At 42.3% G+C, this 21,269-nt stretch carries 18 protein-coding genes; 3 read left to right on the top strand and 15 right to left on the bottom strand.

From position 1 onward, the window contains the following. From ACWJAF_RS12865 to ACWJAF_RS12840, 6 genes are all read right to left on the bottom strand, one after another. A partial coding sequence (locus ACWJAF_RS12865; RefSeq protein WP_448864458.1) for an MSCRAMM family protein occupies positions 1-1,705 on the bottom strand: 1,705 nt, incomplete at its 3' end. A gap of 267 nt (positions 1,706-1,972) precedes the next feature. After that, the gene (locus tag ACWJAF_RS12860) at positions 1,973-3,394 is read right to left on the bottom strand and encodes a ParB/RepB/Spo0J family partition protein (RefSeq protein WP_448864456.1); all 1,422 of its coding nucleotides are present in this window, start codon (positions 3,392-3,394) and stop codon (positions 1,973-1,975) included. Between the two features lie 93 nt (positions 3,395-3,487). Continuing rightward, positions 3,488-3,637 (bottom strand): hypothetical protein, encoded by a 150-nt coding sequence (locus tag ACWJAF_RS12855; RefSeq protein WP_448864454.1) that lies wholly within the window; start codon positions 3,635-3,637, stop codon positions 3,488-3,490. Further along, the gene (locus ACWJAF_RS12850; protein ID WP_448864452.1) at positions 3,621-4,265 is read right to left on the bottom strand and encodes a methyltransferase domain-containing protein; all 645 of its coding nucleotides are present in this window, start codon (positions 4,263-4,265) and stop codon (positions 3,621-3,623) included. The genes ACWJAF_RS12855 and ACWJAF_RS12850 overlap by 17 nt, the downstream gene beginning before the upstream one ends. A gap of 80 nt (positions 4,266-4,345) precedes the next feature. Then, entirely contained in the window at positions 4,346-6,415 is a 2,070-nt protein-coding gene (locus ACWJAF_RS12845; RefSeq protein WP_448864450.1) for a hypothetical protein, read from the bottom strand. Between the two features lie 15 nt (positions 6,416-6,430). Beyond that, positions 6,431-6,880 carry a response regulator gene (locus ACWJAF_RS12840; protein WP_448864447.1) on the bottom strand — a complete coding sequence of 150 codons (450 nt, stop codon included), beginning with the start codon at positions 6,878-6,880 and terminating at the stop codon, positions 6,431-6,433. A gap of 172 nt (positions 6,881-7,052) precedes the next feature. Here ACWJAF_RS12840 and ACWJAF_RS12835 point away from each other — a divergent pair, with 172 nt between their 5' ends. Both ACWJAF_RS12835 and ACWJAF_RS12830 read left to right on the top strand, forming a co-directional pair. Further along, positions 7,053-7,772 (top strand): LytR/AlgR family response regulator transcription factor, encoded by a 720-nt coding sequence (locus ACWJAF_RS12835; protein WP_448864445.1) that lies wholly within the window; start codon positions 7,053-7,055, stop codon positions 7,770-7,772. Continuing rightward, entirely contained in the window at positions 7,773-9,185 is a 1,413-nt protein-coding gene (locus ACWJAF_RS12830) for a GHKL domain-containing protein (RefSeq protein WP_448864443.1), read from the top strand. Positions 9,186-9,272: 87 nt separating this feature from the next. Here ACWJAF_RS12830 and ACWJAF_RS12825 read toward each other — a convergent pair whose 3' ends face one another. The 4 genes from ACWJAF_RS12825 to ACWJAF_RS12810 are packed head-to-tail and all read right to left on the bottom strand — an operon-like array spanning position 9,273 to position 12,406. Then, positions 9,273-10,103 carry an energy-coupling factor transporter transmembrane component T family protein gene (locus tag ACWJAF_RS12825; protein ID WP_448864441.1) on the bottom strand — a complete coding sequence of 277 codons (831 nt, stop codon included), beginning with the start codon at positions 10,101-10,103 and terminating at the stop codon, positions 9,273-9,275. Continuing rightward, positions 10,093-10,476 carry a hypothetical protein gene (locus ACWJAF_RS12820; RefSeq protein ID WP_448864439.1) on the bottom strand — a complete coding sequence of 128 codons (384 nt, stop codon included), beginning with the start codon at positions 10,474-10,476 and terminating at the stop codon, positions 10,093-10,095. The genes ACWJAF_RS12825 and ACWJAF_RS12820 overlap by 11 nt, the downstream gene beginning before the upstream one ends. Beyond that, positions 10,473-11,816, bottom strand: coding sequence for an ABC transporter ATP-binding protein (locus ACWJAF_RS12815; RefSeq protein WP_448864437.1), 1,344 nt, complete (start codon positions 11,814-11,816; stop codon positions 10,473-10,475). The genes ACWJAF_RS12820 and ACWJAF_RS12815 overlap by 4 nt, the downstream gene beginning before the upstream one ends. A gap of 20 nt (positions 11,817-11,836) precedes the next feature. Continuing rightward, positions 11,837-12,406: an ECF-type riboflavin transporter substrate-binding protein gene (locus tag ACWJAF_RS12810; protein ID WP_448864434.1), complete on the bottom strand. Its 570-nt coding sequence runs from the start codon at positions 12,404-12,406 to the stop codon at positions 11,837-11,839. A 157-nt stretch (positions 12,407-12,563) separates the two neighbouring features. Here ACWJAF_RS12810 and ACWJAF_RS12805 point away from each other — a divergent pair, with 157 nt between their 5' ends. Further along, on the top strand, positions 12,564-12,977 hold the full coding sequence (locus tag ACWJAF_RS12805) for an ion channel (RefSeq protein ID WP_448864432.1): 414 nt from the start codon (positions 12,564-12,566) through the stop codon (positions 12,975-12,977). Between the two features lie 202 nt (positions 12,978-13,179). Here the strand turns inward: ACWJAF_RS12805 and ACWJAF_RS12800 are convergent, their stop codons facing one another. The 5 genes from ACWJAF_RS12800 to ACWJAF_RS12780 all read right to left on the bottom strand — a co-directional run bounded on the left by ACWJAF_RS12800 (position 13,180) and on the right by ACWJAF_RS12780 (position 21,032). Continuing rightward, the gene (locus tag ACWJAF_RS12800; protein ID WP_448864429.1) at positions 13,180-15,120 is read right to left on the bottom strand and encodes a bifunctional metallophosphatase/5'-nucleotidase; all 1,941 of its coding nucleotides are present in this window, start codon (positions 15,118-15,120) and stop codon (positions 13,180-13,182) included. 87 nt (positions 15,121-15,207) lie between these two features. Continuing rightward, on the bottom strand, positions 15,208-16,560 hold the full coding sequence (locus ACWJAF_RS12795; protein WP_448864427.1) for a chloride channel protein: 1,353 nt from the start codon (positions 16,558-16,560) through the stop codon (positions 15,208-15,210). A gap of 44 nt (positions 16,561-16,604) precedes the next feature. After that, positions 16,605-17,369 (bottom strand): hypothetical protein, encoded by a 765-nt coding sequence (locus tag ACWJAF_RS12790; protein WP_448864425.1) that lies wholly within the window; start codon positions 17,367-17,369, stop codon positions 16,605-16,607. A gap of 371 nt (positions 17,370-17,740) precedes the next feature. Further along, positions 17,741-20,119, bottom strand: a complete 2,379-nt coding sequence (hypD, locus tag ACWJAF_RS12785) for a trans-4-hydroxy-L-proline dehydratase (RefSeq protein ID WP_448864423.1) — start codon at positions 20,117-20,119, stop codon at positions 17,741-17,743. A 4-nt stretch (positions 20,120-20,123) separates the two neighbouring features. Next, positions 20,124-21,032 carry a trans-4-hydroxy-L-proline dehydratase activase gene (locus ACWJAF_RS12780; protein WP_448864421.1) on the bottom strand — a complete coding sequence of 303 codons (909 nt, stop codon included), beginning with the start codon at positions 21,030-21,032 and terminating at the stop codon, positions 20,124-20,126. Positions 21,033-21,269 lie beyond the last annotated feature (237 nt).

Genomic DNA, 21,269 nt, shown 5'->3' with positions numbered 1-21,269 from the left:
GGTTGTAAATGGAATGGCTTTCGTCTGTTAAATCTACGATTTTTCCATTTTCTGTAATGGAAAATTCAATCGCTTTTGCACCGTCTGTCAGATAACCTTCCGGTGCTTTTGTTTCCTCCAGTTTGTATTTACCATATGGAAGTAAATCTGTTGATGTTATTGCAATACCATCAATCCCTGTCTGAATCATCTTAACTGTCTCATTCCTTTTGTATAGCTTTCCTTCTACCAGAACCGGATTCTCGTTCAGAGAAATAATTGCAAATGCAGTATCTTTTAATGTGGCACTTCCCTGTGCTTTGGTATCTTTTGTCTCTAAATCACGTTTCTGAATCTTCACACCACCTCGGATTACCTGGTCAGATACGGAATACTGATTGTTTCCGGAAAGAACTGCAAGTTCTCCGTCCTCTGTGATCTGTGTCAGATACATTCCTTTTATCTGCTCTGTGTTGTCCCCTGCCTGCATATAAGCTCCGTCAAGTAAATATCCGTCTGGTGCTTTTGTCTCCTCAACAGTCAGTGTTCCAAGTGGTAATACGCTTTTTTCATTCTGAGTGTAAAATGCATCTCCCGATACTTTGTAAGCATCTGACAGTTTTGTCACATAATGAATACTTCCGTCACTGCTCTTTTCTGCCACCGTTTTTGTACCCCAGGTACGTGTTGCTTTCTCTGGTAAGTTATCTTTTGTATAAAATCCGTCATAATAATGCCAGGTAAACTCTGCTCCTGACAGTGCTGCATTTCCCTGTGCGGTTGCTTTTCCTGTCTCCATATCAAACTTAAACAGATCTACCAATGTCTCTGTTACTTTCGGAACATCGGAAACATTTAATACAGCTGTCTTTCCGGCTTCAACTTTCAGACTGCGTACTGTCGTATCCAGCTTATATCCTTTCGGTGCAGAAAGCTCTTTGATATAAACAGTCCCTGCAGTCACTTCAACTTCATTTGTCTCACCATTCTCATTTGTTGTAAGCGTTCCAATCTGCTTACTGCAATTCTGGTCTGAGAATATGCCAAAAGTTGCTCCGGCAATGGAATACATTGCATTTGCTTTTGTGATACTTTCATTTGCTGTAGTCTTTTTTACCTTCGCATTTCCGACATTCAGTTCTGCCCAAAACTGTCCGAGATCCTGTCCTTCGCCAGTATAGATATATCCACCACATTTATAGCGACCTTTGTTCGCCTGTACAAATGCTCTCGCTCCTGCATACACTTCATTCTGAATATCCTGCGAAATCTCAGAATATGCAGCTCGTACATTATCACACTGCCAGCCTAACTGTTCACTGAGTCTCTGCCATACCACACACTGTTCCAACAGATATCCCTGATTCGCATTCAGGTTACTGTGACTGCCCCTATACTGCTTTACATATTCCAGTGACAATGCCACATCTTCAATCTGTGCAGCACTCATGCTGGAACTTGCATCGTGTCTGGTTTTATACCCATTCTTGAATCCAGTGTTAATATCTACACAATAGGCGGTTTCACCCTCTACTTTCATGTGACCTTCATTGAATGTAGAATGAATGGTTCCATCATTCATCACATGTTCAATATATCCGACTCTCTCTGAGGATTCCGTCCAATACTGTGTTTCCGCTGCCTGAACTGTTGAAATCGGTAATGCGGTTAAAATCGTGGTCAGGGCAAGAATTCCTGTACACACTCGTTTCCATATCTTCTTCATTTTCTACAATTCCTTTCTTTTCAATCATAAAAAGACGTCCGTCTGGAACGCCTGCTGTTGCTTTATGCTGTTTGCTCCCTGCTGTCATGCAGGGTATGGGAATCTCTGACCTGCCGAAAGAGAAGATGTTCCCGGCTCTTTATTGTCTTTTCGGCTGGTAATCTGCTGGTAAACCAAAGGGGTAGGGTGTGGGGAGGGGAAAACAGAAATAGGCTGATTTCTCATTGCCCCCCCAACGGATAGACTTCTCCCTTGGTGTCAAATTACCTATCGTTCCCTGCTTTTTTCCCGTTTCCGGTATAATTCCAGTGCTTTGATAATGGTTTCTTCCATTTTCTGCTGTGAAGTTCCCGACGGAAAGTATTTTTTCAGTCGGTTCTTCGGGATTTTCCACTGCTCTACCTGATTTGGCTTCTCTTCTGCCATAATTGACAGCAAAACATCTTCATTCAACCTTCCCTCTGCTGAAAATTTACGGATTTTAATTGCCTGTGCATGACTTGGGGTACAAGCCTCCGACTCCATGGTGTCGTACAATATCTCCTGTTCCTCTTTCGGCAAATAAGACAGCTCCACCGCCGGACGCATAGAAATCTTTTTGTCATCGACCATTTCAAGGATTTCCGGTATCAAATAGGTTAATCGAATATATCTTCTGATTTGGTCTTTACTTTCTCCAACCTGCTCACCTAATAATTCATCAGAGCGTTTCCCTTTCAACTTTGTCGCCAGTGGCGACGAAGTTAAATCGGTTCTTTGTCCCTGTCTTTTCATTGCTTCTAATTTCATTTTGTAAGCAAATGCCTTTTCTGATGGTAAGATTTCTTCTCTTTGAAGATTGCTGTCAACCATGACAATGACTGCTTCATCATCACTAAGATTCCTTACTATACAAGGCATATTCTCAAATCCTGCCAGTTCACTCGCCATTTTTCTACGGTGTCCGGAAATCATTTCATACCCACCTGTTGGCTTTTCCCTGACAAGTGCTGGAACTAATACGCCATGATTACGCACGCTTTCGATAGTTTCCAACATCTTATCATCCATTTTTACCTTAAACGGATGATTCGGGAAATCTGTAATTTCATAAATAGAAATATCTTTTACATACTCCTGATCCTTATGTCCCAATAAATGCGAAACACCTTTTGAATTAAAGCTATTCTTCAGCAAAATAGTTGCATAGGTATTTCTCAACTGGTGAAAATGAATATCAGGCAAATCCAAGGATTTCAACATGTCTTTATCGTTTTTCTTCGGTAAATTGATTCCCTTCGCTAGATTTGTTGCCAGTACATTTTTGTTAAATGCATACTCCAATGATGTTTTCATGATCGTCCTGACATTTTTCGCAACTGATTCATACTTCTCTGCAACTGCATTATATAATTTTCTGATATACCCCTGATTTAGTGTAGACATATACATCTTTCCAATCTGTGGAACAATGTAATTCTTAATGGCACTTTTGTAAGTTGTATAAGTGTCGTCTGTTATTCGGGGACGCATAATATCTTCCAACCAGAAGATCATAAACTCCTCTACCCGGATTTTTCCATACACAATATAGATTCCGGTATGTAGCTGTCCGATTACTTCATCACGAAATCCATATCCATTTTTGATTGTTGTCACCGAATAGACCTTATATTCTACATATTTCTTAAAGTCAAAGGTCTTATGCATGGCTAATATCGCTTATTTTTATGTTTCTTTTCGCTAATAGTGAGTCTCTCTACCTCTCATTTTTCTTTCGACACTTCAACGCCATTCGGATATTCAATCGTAGTCCTTTTCTTCTCCGCATTTTCCATTGACAGCAGTTCCATACAGGTCGATACTTGTGAATCTTCCTTCCCGGGATTCTGAAACTTTTTTATCATTTACAAATTGTAATATATTGTTTGCCAGTTCATATGGATTTTTCATGTTCTATTTCCCCAGTCTGCGTATCTTTTTTTCGCATACATTCTACATACATCAATGCAATTCTTGACGGCAGCAATTTCGAATGTCTGATCTTCCATCCATGTGCTCTAAGCCAGGCAACATATTCTTGCCCTGTCCACTGATGTTCAAAACTGATTCCGGCAATTTTTAAGATCCCTGCCCAGAATCTGCCGGGAATTCCCGATTTGTGTCCGACAAAATTCGGCGCAATTAATAATCCGTCCTTTCGTAAAACCCTGTCAATTTCTTTTAAAGCCTTTTCCGGTTCTGGCATAACATGCAGCGCATTTGCAATTATAACCACGTCAAATGTATTGTCTTGATAAGGCAGCTGCACCGCATCTGCCACCTCAAATATCAGTTTATCAGAATATTTTCCTTTCATGGCCTCACGGATCATTCCTTCCGAATAATCCGTTGCCACCATGCGTTTTGAAACATCTGCAACATGTTTTGCTAAAAGTCCTGGTCCAGTCGCAATTTCGAGTACTTCTTTTCCTTTAATCTGTTGCCGGATACGTCTGTACATATAGCCATAATATTTCCGGTCAGCCCGCATTGCCTTTTCATAAATTGGTGCATACAAATCCCATATTTTTTTATTCATATATCTCTCCACTGTTCTTTGCATTAATTAGTTTTATCTAACTTTAATATACGGGATTTTTTTCTGCAAAACAAGCTTTTTTATTTTCCAAGCACCACCGATGCCTTAATTTCTTTTTCATTACCGCTCAGATCGTATGCTCCACCATCTTCTACCCTGATATGTACTTCATACAATGTATTCTCAGACAGTTTCGCCGGTTCTGTTCCATTTTCTTCTTGGATATGCCATAACTTCGATGGTACTTCTTTTAATGTTCCGTCACTTGTGTAAGCGTACAACTTGAATTCTTTCGTACTTCCCGATATTCCCTTCATCCGGAATGCAACTTCTGCATCTGACGTAATCCGGTCTACGGTTACTGTATTCAGCCAGCTTGCGACTTCTCCTTTTCCGCCTGCCGAAGCATACGTTTCCTGTGACATCACATTTCTCTGAGCCTTATCCAGATCAAGCTTACGGTATGGAATCTCCGGCAGATAGACGAATCTGTCCTGCAGTCTTAACAGTTCCAGACATCCGGTCGGGCAATATAAAGAATTGCCGCTGCTTCCTGCATACATGCCAATCGCCATATTGTTATACCCTGGTCTGCTCGCCACGTCCATAGAAAATGCGGTCTTCCCGGTCTCAAAATCCAGTGCGATATACTGCCACATGCCACTTTTTACGTCCTGTACATATCCGTAAATGTATCCCGTTGCTGTCGAAAGCTTCATCATCGAAGTTTCCCTGATATCATCCCTGCACCAGATGCTCTTCATCTTATAGCCATCTTTTGTCTTCACGGTATCAACACGTTCCACACCCGGCATGATCATCTGATTACCTTCTTTGAGCCAGTTCACATCGTAAATGTTGGCGTAACTTTGTACGGAAGAATCGTTGTCCGCTTTTGCAAGATTCGCACTTCCCGCACCGAACCAGTTACATACGACTGTACTGACCGTGTCGTCACCATTGTCATATACGATTGCGGAATTCTCAACTGATACCTGCATATCCTCTGCAAGCTCATCGATGACCGGATGACTTGCTACTTTTTCACCGGTCTTCATATCCAGTGCGATCAGATTTACCGGATTCTGGTTGTCGGTAAACATCACAAGATTTTTAGAAAGAGATGGTGAACATCCACTTCCCCACGCAAGTCCTCCGCCGGTTGTCTCATCTCCTTTTTTACTGTCTTTTGCACCGACGCTTTCATATGGTGTCTGCCACACTTTTTTTACTCCATTTTCTGCCTGCAGCAGATAACAGTTCTGATTGGTTAAGATTACTGCGCCTTCTTTAGACGCTGCGATACCATTTTCCGCTCCTTCTCCAGGTTCCAGATCATAGACGAATACGGAATTCGCAAGATCTGCTTCTCCTCCATTCAATATCGTATCGATAGCAGTCCGGGAGATATAACCGATTGCTCCCTGCTGTTTCCGGTCCGGATAGATTCTGAAACCGCCGGTTGCAAACCAGAGATTACCGTCATAGTCAAAGACAACAGACAAAAGATTCTGATCCAGAGTCTTCCCAAGCACCGATTCCGCAACCGCTTTGATGTCAATATCCAGTACTTTTTCAAATTCCGGGAGTACATTTCCACTCTCATCGGTTGCTTTTAACATCAATACATGGTTATTACTTGTCGGGCATACGAGTCTGTTGCTCTCATCTACAAATGAATAAGAACTCTGGATCACATATCCACCGCCGTCATGTTTTGCCGGTGAATAATACCCCATTGTCGTCGTCTCTTCCGCGTTAATATCACGGATTGCCAGACCTCCTTGTAATGGAACCACAGCATGTCCATAAGAATCAAAGAAGATCGCCGGTGAAGCATTGGCATTCACCGTCTCATAGGACACATTGATCTCCGGATAGATTGCCAGCGGCAGGATTTCATCTGTAGAATCGGTATTATAACAGTCGTGATGAATGTTCGTATCTCCTTTTACCATATACGGATTCTCGTCAATGACTTTACTGGTAAGTGGTTTGACCGGCATCGCGTTTGTAAGTTTTGCTGTGTTTTCTGTATTTTCTGTCTTCTCCTGCTTTGTCTCTTCTTTCTGTGATCCGCCTGATGTACATCCGGTCATCAAAGATACACTCAGTAATAACGCTCCTATTGTTAAGATTCTCTTTTTCATAGCTCATCTCCTCCTTTATATCCCTGAGCCTCTCCTGCGCTCATACCATACAGTAAGCCCTTCTTCAAACATCTCATCTTCGATCGGTTCCTTAAAGAAATACTCCACCCTGAGTCTGAATGCGTGCAGGGAAAAATCCAGATCACTACACCAGATAATTCCGCATTGTGGACAAAACATACGCATATGTTCTACTGCATTTAATCCCTGTACCCCCGACAATGCAATCAGCACACTGGTCGGCGTAATCTCTTCCACCCGTTCAAAGAATTTTTCCTGATCCTGATAATATTCCACCTGTGGAAATACATTCCTGTTCATACAGAATCTTACGATCCGGTCTGCATAGCGCAAACCATTCTTTTCTTTATCCGATACAATTATAATTCGATACACTTGCTCTCCTTCCTTCTTCAAATCATCCACAATTGCCGTTTCTAAAATACCAACCTGGCCACCGACCATTTCATGTGTTCCTGAAATCTTTTGACTTATTGTAATTTCATTATAAAAATGCCGGCATCTTTTTCAATGCATCTGTCACGAAGTGCCCTGAAATGACACGAATGGTATATCTGACACATAGTCTGACACAAAATTTCATGGTATACTTATACTACAAAAGGAGGGGATTTCCTTGCTGATAGCAATTGTTGATGACATAAAAGACGAGCGTACGCTTCTAATCGAGCGCATTACAAAACAGCTAAAGAAGCGCAGCATCCACGCTGACTTTTTTGAATATGAAAATGGAGAAGCATTCCTTACTGCTTCGAAAACCCGGCATTTCACCGTTATATTCCTGGATATTTATATGGATCGATTAAATGGAATTGATACTGCAAAAGAATTTCGCAGATATGACAAAGACTGTTTGTTGATTTTTACAACGACCTCGACCGACCATGCGTTAGAAGGGTTTCAGGTACGTGCCATGCATTATCTGGTAAAACCATACACCGAACATGACATTTCCGATCTGATGGACGAAATCCTGATCCGTATACCGGCACCGGAAAAATATATAGAGATTATGGTAAATGGAAGTACGGTTCAGATTCCATATAAAGACATTGTATATGCAGAACATTTTTCTCATATGATACATATTCACACAGCAAACCAAAAGATTCTGATCACCAGACAGTCTTTCGGAGATTTTACGTCTCCTCTTAAGTCCGATGCCCGTTTTTTCATCTGCGGCCGCGGTGTCGTAGTTAACCTGGAACATGCGATTGATTTTGACGGAACTTCTTTTATACTGGATAATCAGGAACATGTTCTGGTCAGCCGGAAGCTTATCAAGACTGCCAGACAGACATTTATGGATTTTCTATTCCAAAGGGGGCCGGCTTAAATGAACACAATACTTCAACCAATTCTGGAACTTACCGTTATCATTCCCGGTATGCTCTTAGCTTATCTCCCGGTGAGATCTTATATCCACACCGGCAGTCATAAGTCTTTTTCAGATGCCGGAACAGATCATGCAGATCCGGCATTTTTGAACCTTTTGCTCTGGCTGGTTCCGCTGCTTGCTATCGTCTCGATTCTGGGTGGGGCGATCTGTTATCACTGGAATCTTTCCACTGCATGGATTCTTTTTCCACTGCTGCCTTGCCTTTTTCTGCTTTATCACAAGACACTCCGGATCTCCATCTGGAAATCCGTCAGTGTATTTCTTGCAGTCTGCGCTGTCTTCGCCTGTGTAAACAGCTTATCCAGAGCCATCAGTGCACTTCTTATGATGCCGGAAAAACCTGCTGCCGGAAGTCTGCTTGGATTCTTATGGCAGCATCCTGACACAACCGGAATTCCTCTGTGGTTCTGTACCAATGCCGGATTCTTCTACAACCTGATCTGCTGGATCTTCGTTCTTGCGGCCTGGTATCCTGCCTCCCACGCAGTCCGTACTATGATGGAAGACGACAACTTCGCCCAGACCTGGTATGTGTTCTGGATGATTCCGCTCTTATTTACCGGGCTCAATCTATTCATGGTGCCCAGATATAAAGGTACGCTTTATACCGGACGTATCCTGCAGGGATATATTATCATCAGTCTTGTACTCCTTGTAATCCTTGCACTTTTTTATACCATGTTCCTTCTGATGGCGATCAGTCTGAACCGTAATGCCAGACTTCAGCAGGAGAATCATTTTCTGTCGCTTCAAAAGCAGCGCTATGACACCCTCCTTGCAGCGATCGAGGAAGCCAGACACGCAAGACATGATCTCAGACATCATTTTGTCCAGTTATCTTCCCTGGCCGAACAGGGGGATCTGAAAAAGATCAGGCAGTACCTGGAAAATGCTACCAATAAGATTCCGGATCTCGATATGCATTTTTGCGAAAACCGTGCGGCCGACAGCGTCATCGGATATTACTGTGCACTTGCCAAAAGAGAAAATATACCGTTTCATGCACAGACCGACCTTCCTGCAAAAATTACTGCTGACGAAATCGATATGTGCCTTGTTCTTTCCAATCTGCTGGAAAATGCACTGGAAGCCAGCCTAAAAACCTCTGCCGCCAAACGCAGCATTAAGATCTCGGCTTATCTGCACTCACCGCATCTGCTCCTGATCCAGGTTACCAATCCTTTTGATGGAGAGATTCATGAAAAGAATCATGTCTTCCAGTCTTCCAAGCGCCATGGAAACGGAGTCGGCATCCAGTCTGTGCGGCGCATAGCTGAAAAAAACGGCGGTGCCAGTACATTTACATATGAAGACGGCATCTTTTCTGCTAAAATTATGTTGAGAATATAATATACAAAAACCAGAATCACTTCTACATTTTCGTGATTCTGGCTTATTATGATATGCAGTCCGGACCAAAATATCTTTTCCCCCGACTTAATTCCATGGATTATAAAAACGTCCAAATCTTACTGTCACAACAGCACTGATTGTAAGCAGCAGGATTCCGATTACAATCACTAAGACATCCATCTTCGCAAACGGCCGCTTCGTATACCATGTCCTCTTTGGATGTTTGCCAAACCCTCGAAGCTCCATCGCGTTCGATATGGTATCGATGCGGTTGAGGCTCGTTAATATCAGTGGAAGTAAAATGCTGACCGAGTTTTTTATTCTTACAAAAAACTTCTCATTTTTTCCAAGTTCTACACCCCTTGCCTGCTGCGCCTGGCTGATGCTGTGATAATCACGCTGGATATCCGGAATATATCGAAGTGCGATCGCCACAGAATAGCCGATTTTGTAAGGAATGCCAATACTGTTCAGGCTAGCTGCAAATTCACTTGGATTCGTAGAAGAAATAAATAAAATCGCAACCGGCAGCGCTACAAAGTATTTCATTGATATATTAAGCTGGTAAAATAACTGTTCAGCGGTCAGATCATATCTCCAGAACAGGTGACATAATACATGCCGTGTCCCATACAGGTTCGTTCCCTGTCCCGGATCAAATATGAAGATAAATAAATTATTAAGTGCCAGAAAAATCAGCATAAATACCAGTATGAATTGTATTTCACTGATTTTTATTTTGCTTAGCTTAAAGGCTGCCAGACTTACTGCAAATAATCCAATCAGGATCCATGTATTATATGTAAGCATACTTGCAAAAGTAAACAGCAAAAAGAAGATCAGCTTGGTAGTTCCGGTCAGTCTGTGTATCACACTGTCCTTGGGAAGATAATTTAACACGGTCTTAGCTGACATAACTACGCACCTCCCTGTCTTCTTTTATAAAGCATTCCACCAATGCTTCCGGCGGGGTAATCCCGCACCGTTTTGCCAGTGTAAAAAGGCTGGTTTCTTTTAATGCGGCCCGACTGATCAGCTCCTGGTCACACAATACTTCTGCCGGACTTTTTTCTGCAATCAGTCCTCCGTCCGAAAATACAAATGCACGTGAAGTATATTCCAGCATCAGATGCATGTCATGTGTAACCATTACGATCGTAACTCCGTCGTTATTTAACCGCTTCAAAAATTCCATGATCTCTGTATAGTGTTTCAGATCCTGTCCTGCTGTTGGTTCGTCCAGAATGATCATCTCCGGATCCTGCACCAGTACACTTGCAATGGTCACTCGTTTTTTTGTCCAAAGCTAAGTGCTGACACAGGCCAGTTGCGGAACGGATACAGTCCACAGATTTTTAATGTTGCTTCCACTTTCCTTCGGATCTCTTCTTTGGTGAATCCCTGTTTTTTCAGACTCAGTGCTACTTCATCGAAGATCATCGGTTTGGATATCATCTGATTTGGATTCTGCATGACATAGCCGATATGTTGTGCACGGTGTCTTATATTTTCTTTTAACAGATTCTGTCCATTCAGCAGGATTTCTCCTGTATCCGGTGTTTCAAATCCACATATCAATTTGGCAAATGTAGATTTTCCTGCTCCATTCTTACCGACAATACTTACCATCTCTCCCTTTCGGATCGATAAGCTGACATTTTCTAATATCTTTTTATCTTCGCTATATCCAAACTCCAGATTTTTTACTTCCAAAAGGATATCGTCTTTTCCGGCATTTTCTTTCTCTGTATACATTTCAAACCACTGCTGCAGCTTCTTCTTATCTGTTTCATCCAGAAGCATCGATTCCACATGAGCCGGTTTCTTTTCTTCTGTAATCTCAATTCCTGCATAGCGCATTGCAGTCAGATACAGTGGTTCACGGATTCCTGTCTCTGTAAGCAGACTGGTTGCCAGTAATTCATCTGGTCTTAAATCTGCAAGGATTTCTCCTCCTTCCATCAGAATAATCCGGTCCACATCCCGCCATAATACATCTTCCAGACGGTGCTCTATAATCACTACGGTCGTATCTGTTTTCTGCTGGATTTCTTCTATCAGTTCCATTGTCTGCTTTCCGGTTGCGGGATCCAGACTTGCAAGCGGTTCGTCAAACAACAGGATTTTCACCTGATTTACCATGACTCCTGCCATGCTTACGCGTTGTTTCTGTCCACCTGACAGCTCATACGGGGCATACTCCAGATGGTCTTCCATTCCTACCAGTTCTGCAACATGCTGTGTAATTTCTTTCATTTCTTTCTGCTGCATACATGCATTTTCCAATGCAAATGCGATGTCTTCCCCTACCGTCAGTCCGATAAACTGGCCATCCGGATCCTGCAATACGGTTCCTACATGAGCCGACAGTTCAAATATACTGCTCTGCCTTGCATCCACTCCATCTACAATTAACGTACCTTCACTTTTTCCCGGATTGGAATATGGATTCAGTCCATTGATACACGAAGCCAGTGTACTCTTCCCGCACCCCGATGGTCCGGCGATCAGAATACGCTCTCCCGGATATATATCCAGATTAATATTCTTCAGTGTCGGTCTTTTCTGCACCCTGTACTGAAACGAATAATTTTTAAAAGAAATGATTGGCGAATCTGTATTTTTCATTCATTTCTACCTTTCTCTATCTATTCTTCCATGTCCAAAGACCCGGTCTTTACAATGGTCTTTGAACAAGAAACAAGTAACAGTCCGCCTACTACAACTCCTGTAAGCATGTTAGAAGCTGCCGCAAACATTCCCTGTAAATATACTTTATTGGCCGGTTCTGCATAGATCAGTATATCCAGAGTCGGTGCGATAAAGCCCCATGCGATTGCATGTGCCACGATATTCACCAAAGCAAATAATACTTTTTTCCCGGCTCCAAAATCTCCGTCCTCTATTCTGATCTTTTTGGCACTACATCCGATCAGCAGACCGGCAAATGCTGATGCAAGCCCCCAGCTCCACCACGGACTTCCTCCCCACGACAGATCCATAAGGGTATGACCGACAAGACCGATCAGACCTCCCGCCATAGGTCCATACATCACTGCAAACAGTGCAAGCACCGCATACTGAAGGCTGATCTGCGTATTCGGAACCGGACTCGGTATTGCAACAAAACGCCCCAGTACCAGAAACAATGCCGCACCAATTCCTACTGCTACTACAGTTTTTATACTACTGATTCCTTTCATATTTTTTCCTTTCATAAGTCTCTTTTTCAGACACGCTCTAAGCGCATATATAGTATATGGACTTCCCGGAGTTTTTTCAAGTTATAAAACTTCACTTCATTGTATTTTATTCCACTCTGTAGTAACATGAATTTATCAGAATATTCTTTGCTCATCTAAGGAGGTACATATATTGAAAAAACTCAGAATATTATGGGGTATTTTAAAGCATACCCACGCGGACCGGATACTGCTTGGCTTTGTCCTCTTTCTTCTTGTGGACGCCGCCGTCATACAAATTGTCGAGCCGGACATCAACCGTTACGGGGATGCTCTCTGGTATTGCTATGCCGTGATCTCGACTGCCGGATTTGGAGATATTGTTGCAGTAACATTCATCGGTAAGGCCTGCTCGGTTCTTCTTACCATCTATACGCTCTTTGTCGTTGCGATTGTTACCGGCGTGGTTGTCAATTTTTATACCCAGCTGGTGGAATTACAGCGAAAAGAAACCCTCGCTGCATTCATGGATAAGCTTGAACGGCTCCCGGAGCTTTCGAAAGATGAGCTTGAAACCATATCAAGGAATATTAAGAGATACCGTTAATATACCCGATCTGCGCATTAACCAACCATATTCTCTTGAACAAATTTCGCTCTTCCAGAGTGTGCCTGAAAATGTTTTCTGCAAGATATAATGAAATACCAAAAGTAAAAGAGATAACAATTCAGCAATCCGGGGTTCTTTCTTAGCTTTTATATCTTTGTAGTTCAAAAAGAACCCCATCCGCATTCATATGCTATCTCTTTTATATCATCTTTTTTTTATACATAACTACAACACCGGCACCACACATCATAAGTAATATCCAGATGCCTGCATTTTCTTCATCTGCTGTTTTGGGACTTCTGGTTGTCTTTGCCGCTGCTTCGCTCTTGTTTTTATTGCTGGCGGCTGATGTTGTCAGCGTATTTCCTTTTGTCTGTGCTCCTCCGGCAGGATCTTTTGAATTTCCTGAATTTTCACCGTTTTCTTTTTCCGGTGTTTCTGGATTTTCCTTTTCCGGTTCTTTCGGATCTTGCGGATTCTCTTCTTCCGGATCTTTTTTCGTCGTCTGGATCATACGTCTGGATTCTGCACTTGCCGCAATTTTATCTTTTCCCTGTTCAAAAAATGCGATCAGTGCCTCATCACATGCAGAAAATTCCCCCGCTTCTTCTACTGCTGCCATCTCCGGATATGTCTCGGATACTGCCAGATAATTATTCATCGCAACTGTGTATTCCTGGTTCTCATCCAGTTCTTTCTCTCCTGTTTTTATGGATAAGATTCTGTTTCCTTCATCCTGCGCCGGAGCATATTCTACCGTTATGCCGCCGATCTGCAGATAACTTCCACTATCCTCCGGCCATGCATCCCAGTCACCGCTTTCATTTGCTGCAATGGATTTCTTCTGAATCTCAACAGATATTTCGAGCATGTCTTTTATCTGCTTTCCGGTCAGCTTCTTCGTTATAATATAATTTCCATACGGACTGATACCGATCACATCCCCGTATGTCACTGTTCCCGCATTTACAGATGCACGGATTCCACCTGCATTTTCAAATGCAATATCGGCTCCCGTTGCCTCCAGATATGCATCCGTTACTACATTTCCAAGATTCGTCTGATCAATTCTCAGATGCTCCCATACACCATCCAGATCCACCGGGGTCTCCCCGACTTCACGGCTGAGTACGACTTCATTTTCCGCTTTAATTACATCCAGTAATTCCGTAACTTCCGCATTTTTTTCATAGTTCAGTGACTGTGTATAATCTACCGGTGTCTTCTGTACCGTTGTAGTTACCTGCCCCTGCTCATCCATCGTACAATCCAGATTCATAAGGCCCGCTTCTGTCAGATAGTAACCACTTTCAGATACATATGCGGTCGAGCCATCCGGTGTCGTAACGGATGTATTGACCTCGATATGCTCATGTCCGCATAACCACAGGTTCACGCCGTCCACCTGCTTTGCAAGTCCCTCCGGATCGTAAGTATGGGAAAGTGCGATCACTACATCACAGCCTTCCTGCTTTAACTTTGCAGCTTCCTGCTTCGCATATGCCACTTCATCTGTAAATGTAAGTCCTGCTACATTAGACGGTGTCGTTTTCTGATACATTGCCGGATCAATTACGCCAAACACACCTATTTTTAAGGTCTTCCCATCCTTTGTTACTTCTTTTATATAACTTTCCTCATCGAAAAACGGGGTCCCGTCTTCATTCACTACATTACCCGCCAGCATCTTAAGCCCCGACATCTGTCCCAGTTCTTTTAACCGGTCTTTTCCATAGCTCCAGTCATGATTCCCCGGTGTCATGGCATCATAGCCACATGCCTTGATAAGTCTTGCTACCGACTCACCCTGTACAACTGTAGCAACCGACTGCCCATGGAAGGTATCTCCGCTGTCTAATACAAGTGCTCCATCTCCTTCACTTGTAAAGCTTTGGATGATTCCAGCCAGCCTGTCCATACCGATGAAACCGCTTTTTTCATCTTCCTCTATCCTTGCATGGATATCATTGGTCTGGACAACACGGATGTCAAATGTTGTACCTGCAGGTGTCCCGCTTTCTTCTGCGTAAGCCGGAATGGCTGATATGAGTCCGCAGATCATCGCCGCTGCCAGCATAAATGCGGTTAGTTTTCTTTTCTTATCTTTCATTTTGAACTTTCCCTTCCATACTTTTCCCATACTATATTCCCTTTCCCATTTTCATTCTTTACACATTCCCGGCAATCTTATTTATAAAAAAACTGCTTATTTTCTTCTATCTTATTTTCATTTTTTACTACATTTGCTTCCCACTGCCGCTGCAATAAAGATCCATAAGAACATTTTCACTGGGAAACATAAGAATAAAAGCATTGTTACTGCCAGCGGCTTCTTCATGATTCCACCAAGCAACGTAGCTGTTACAATTGCTGCTGCAAATACAACATGACTTCCGTCTTTTCCAAAGCATAACATGGCCACTCCGTATCCCATACATACACCAGCAAAAATCACCGGGAAGAAATGCCCGCCCTTTAAGCCAAACTGGATGCAGACATTGGTCAGCAGGACCTTTAAGAATGCGATTGCAATTAATACAATCGAAAAATACCCGGCATAATCCCGCATCAACACTTCCATCTGCTCTTCCCCGGAGAACATTACTGCCGGAACAGCCATTCCGGTCAGGCCAAGTAACAATCCTGCCAGTGTTTCTTTTATGATTCCCGGAATTTTATCTGCTATTTTTTCCGTTATTGCATGCGTTGTTTCATAAAAATATGCCAGCACACAGCCACAGATCATATAAAGAATCATAAGTACATAATCAATCCGCTGGATCTCCACCGTATCGAAGGACGGGAAGCCTGACATCCCAGCTCCGAATAATGCAGAGAGTCCCGCATAGATTCCGGTTCCCGCTGCCAGCGCAATACCGTAGATAAAAATCTTAGAACTTTTCGTTATCGTAACTGCTGGCGAAGATTCCTTTTTTGTACTTTCTCCTTCCTTGCTATCTTCTGGCTGGATTTTTTCTGAAACATTCGGACTCTCTGCTGACTCACTTTGCAGGAACTCTTCGGAATCTTCCTCTACTTCGAAGATTCCGAACAGCGGCGCATGAAATAATACGCTGAGAGAAACAGCAATTCCGATTTGTGAATATTCTCTTGTATGCTGCTTTGCAAACTTCAGATTCTCTCCTGCCCAGTAGCATAATCCTACAATAATCCCCGTAAGTCCTGCCTCCGGACCTACGCTGCTTCCGATCAGAAGTGGCAGCAACGCTGCAATGATCATGATAAACATATGGCTGTAATCGTACCGTTTTTCTTTTTTCACTTTTCCCATTACAGTTTCTAATTCTTCCGGATAATCCCCGAATATTTTGCGAAATACACCTATGATCACGCCGCCTGCTGTGCAGACAATCAATGTATAATACGGCATCGATATTTTTCCCGGGATCCACGTCCAGATCAGCTCCATTCCAAGCGACATGACTTTGAGAATTACCCATACAAGTGCCCCTGCCACAGCTCCGATCAGCACACAGAACAACCACAGATCCAGTTGATTTTTTATTTTAATCTTTCTTTTTTCCTTTAAAGCTTCTTTTCCTGAGATTTCTTTTTCCATAACTCACCCTTTTTGCAATACCTGATACCGACCTTTTCTACCTGTTACTTTTCTTCTCTCACCTGTGGTATTAAAGACGCCGCAAGCTTTCCTCTTCCACGATGCTTCAGATACAGAATTCCTATAATCGAAAATACAACCGCACCCACAAAATTAACCATCAAATCCTTCATCGTATCCACAATCCCGATATCCAGATATCCGCCAAGATTCCATGCCTGTCCATTGATCACAACCGACTGTACATCCACATGCACCGGCACATTGGCTCCTGTCGGATTCAGCTTTACTGAATTAATGGCCGGAACGATCCAGTCTTTCTGCATATCCGTTCCAAAAAACCAGTCCATACTGAATTCAAAGAATTCCCACAATACGCCAACCGTCATCGAAAAACAAAATGCAAAGAACGCCACAAAATACGGTGACATCTTGATGGAAAACCGGTCACTCCGGTTAAAAAGGTCAATCAACGCGAAGCCAATTGCCGCCATAAGGAACCCGTTTGTTGTATGTAATACCGTGTCCCAGATTGGAATCTTGACATAAAATGCATGGATTTCTCCCAATATCTCTGCCGAAAATATAAAGATCAGGATGACTGTCTCAAGCCCAACCGGAATCGTTACTCCAAGTGTCTGATCCAGCATGGCTGGTACCATAAATAAAAATAGTGTCAGTATTCCCAGAAACATATTGTGATAATTTCCAAGGAAAAACTGCCTGATGACCGATAATACAACCAGAATTGTCAGAAACATCTGTATCTTTGTGCGCTGCTTTCTTAGATTCATTCCTTTTAAACTCATAAGCTTCCTCCTCATTCGTGCTTAATCTACTTCCGTTTTTGTGAAAATTTTTATTCCTTGCTCCTCCCTCAAAATACTCTGTTATATTGTTTTTATTATAATATAGCATTCTGCCCTTTTCAATATTTCTGGCACAAAGTAACTGTATATGACACGAATTGACACATCTGTCTATATTCCAAACAATACTTCTGCTCATCCGTATCTTTCTCTGAAACCTGTACCTTTTCTTTTACTGTCTTATTGCTTTCTGAACTATGCGTTTTCTTCTTTGTCTCTATGATAACACATTTTCTGCTTTCAAATGCATATTATCGCAACACAAAAGGGCCCACTAAAAAGTGAACCCTTAAAAATTATATTTTCATTTTTTATTCAAATGACTGCTCTGTACGGTTGATGATCTCATCCTGTAACGGTTTGCTTAAGTTACGGAAGAAGTCACTGTATCCGGCAACACGTACGATCAGGTCTCTGTAATCGTCTGGATTTTTCTGTGCTTCGATCAGTGTCTGTCTGTCGATGACATTGAACTGAATATGATGTCCATCCATTGCGAAGTAGCTTCGGATCAGACTTGCCATGTTGTCAAGTCCCTTTTCTCCTGCTACTACATCAGGTGTAAACTTCTGGTTCAGAAGTGTTCCTGCTGTTGCAAGATGATCCATCTTAGCACAAGATTTGATAACGGCTGTAGGTCCGTTTGTATCTGCAGATTTCTCTGGTGAGATACCTTCTGATACAGGGATGTTCGCTTTTCTTCCGTTCGCTGTTGCACCGATTACTTCTCCGAAGTATACGTGGCATGTAGTAGGAAGCATATCTACACCGTATTTTCCACCTCTCATGGTCGGACGTCCTGTGATCAGGTCATGATACAGGTTGAATACATCCTGCATGATTGCATCTGCGTAATCATCGTCATTACCATATTTTGGTGTTCTGTCATGTACCATACGGTAGATTGCATCATATCCTTCAAAGTTGTGATCCATAGCTTCGATCAGTTCTTCCATTGTGAAGTTCTTCTTATCGAATACGTTATATTTTACAGCTGCGATACAGTCTGTAACGGTTCCGATACCTACACCCTGGATATAATTTGTATTGTATCTTGCTCCACCAGCGTTGTAATCTTTTGCATTGCTGATGCAGTCGTTTGTTACAACTGACAGGCAAGGTGCCGGCATATTTTCTGCATATAATTTCTCGATTACGTTATTTCCACGGATCTTGATGTCGATGATGTGTTTTAACTGTTTCTGGAATGCATCCCATAACTCATCGTATGACTTGAAGTCTTTTGCATAACCAAGTTTTAATCCGAGTTGCTTTCCTGATTCTGTATCGTATCCATTGTAAAGTGTCAGTTGGAATACCTTCGGGATATTTAAATATCCTGTCAGGATATAAGCTTCACTTCCCCATGCTCCTGTCTCTACACATCCTGAAGATCCACCACGGCGGGCATCTTCCAGAGATTTACCAGCATTTACAAGCTCCATGGTCTGAGCTTCTGTATTATAGAATGCCGGCTGTCCCCAACCTTTTCTTGAGATCTCGCATGCTCTCTTTAAGAAACGTGCAGGTGTCTTCTTACTGATGGTTACGTTAGAGTTTGGCTGTACCAGTTTCATGTCATCCATACAGTCAAGGATCAGGTAGCTGACTGCGTTAACACCATCTTTGCCATCTGGTGTAACTCCACCGGTATTGATATTTGCAAAGTCTACATATGTAGCACTTTCTTTTAATGTAATACCTACTTTTACAGGTGCTGGCTGGTTGTAGAATTTTACCCATAAGCACTCTAAGAGTTCTTTTGCTTTGTCATCATCCAGAATTCCTGCTTCTGTATCTGCTTCATAATATTTGATCAGATGCTGGTCAAGACGTCCCGGGCTGAATGCATCCCATGGGTTCAGCTCTGTTGTAACTGCCAGATGTGTGAACCAGTATAACTGGATTGCCTGCCAGAATGTCTGCGGCTTATGAGCCGGAACAACTTCTAAGTTCGCTGCGATCTGTTTTAATTCTTCTTTACGTACCGGATCAGCTTCTTTTTCAGCCATTTCCAGTGCTAATTTGTGATATCTTTCACCAAGGATAATCACTGCATCACAGGAAATATCCATAGCTTTTAACTCTTCCATCTTGTCATAAGCTTCCGGATCATTCATGAAATCAAGTTCATCCATGGTCTTTTTGATCTTTGCCTTATAGTCCATATATCCTGTTGTAAATACCTGCTCCCCACCACAAGTATGTCCAGGACCTCTCTGTTCCATGAACTCTGTGAACATACCAGCTGAATAGCAGTCATTCCACTCCGGAGTCATAGCTGCCAGGAGTTTTTCTCTCATGCTTCGTCCTTGCCAGAATGGGATAATCTCTTCTGCCTGAAGCTTACGGTCTTCTTCTGTTGTATGGAAAGATACCAGATCACGTTCGCTCATGACTGTCATATCTTCTACGCTGTGACAGCACAGTTCAGGGAATGTAGGTGATGCCTGTGGATCTTTTCCTTTCTCTCCTACAATCAGTTCTCCCTCTCCGAGATACAGTGTCTTTTTAGAGAAATACTCTTTTAATACCATTGATCTCATTACCGGGATTGAATATTTTCCATCATTTGCTTTGTAAAAATCTGTCTCGATTTTTGCTCTTTCCAGATCGATATGTACTGGTGTTGTAACACTCAGCTCTCTTAACTTCTGGATTCTTTCGTTCATGCCTCTTTTTGCAGCCATTGTTTTAACCTCCTATCTTTGTGTTAGAAAAACCTGCATCCTGGAACATTTTCACAAATGCTTCCATCTCTTCTTTTGCCGGTGCAGTTAAGTCAGTACCTTTATATTCCATATCCAGCTTCGGATATTTACTGCTTCCTGTGTTGTGATATGGCAGTAAATTCACCTGTGCCGGGTGGATATCGTGTTCTTTTAAGAAACGGATCGTTTCTTTCATATTTTCTTCATTGCCATTGACTTCCTTGATCGTCGGGATACGGATGTAAATCCTTGCCCCCGCATCCGAAAGTTTCACAAGATTGTCTAAAATCAGTTTGTTGTCCACTCCGATATACTTTTTATGAAGCTCTGGATCCATAACCTTTACGTCATACAAAAATGTATTAACATAAGGAAGGATTGCTTCAAATTTTTCATATGGAACATATCCGCATGTATCAATTGTAAGCGATACTTCTTCTTTCTTCAAGGCTTTTGCAATTGCCAGCACATAATCTGTTGACATTGCCATAACTTCGCCTCCGGAAAGTGTAACGCCTCCGCCGGACTGCTCATAAAACATCAGATCTTTCATCAGTTCTTTTACCAGTGCTTTCACCGGATATTCCTGGCCTACCATCTCGCGGATTCCCTGCAGGCAGAAGTTCTCACATTTTCCGCAGAGTGTACACAGCTTCTTATCAAGCTTTGGCTTACCGTCTGTCATGGTGATTGCACTGTTCGGACAGACTTTCGCACATACGCCGCAGCCGGTGCATTTTTCCTTATCGTATTGAATCTCTTTTTCATAACGCTGTGTCTCCGGGTTATGACACCATACACATTTTAATGGACATCCTTTAAAAAATACTGTGGTTCGGATTCCGTCTCCATCATGAATAGAATACTTCTGGATATTGGTTATCAGATCCATGATATTCTCCTTTCCATTATCTAAAAAATCCTTTGTTATTTTACGTTTTTTTCTTATTTTAGACCAACGTTTGTACTCTAGTCTAATCATAGCAAACAAAATAGAGTTTGTCAATACTTTGACAAACTCTATCGTAATATTCTAAAATGAATTCTTAAATTCCACTGCCCCACTGGGCGGTGGAATTTACTCTCGCACAGTAGATATTTACTCTTTCACACAATAATGTTATGGTTT

The sequence above is a fragment of the Dorea sp. genome (genome assembly GCF_977044405.1).
This window is presented reverse-complemented; position numbering and strand designations above follow the sequence as displayed.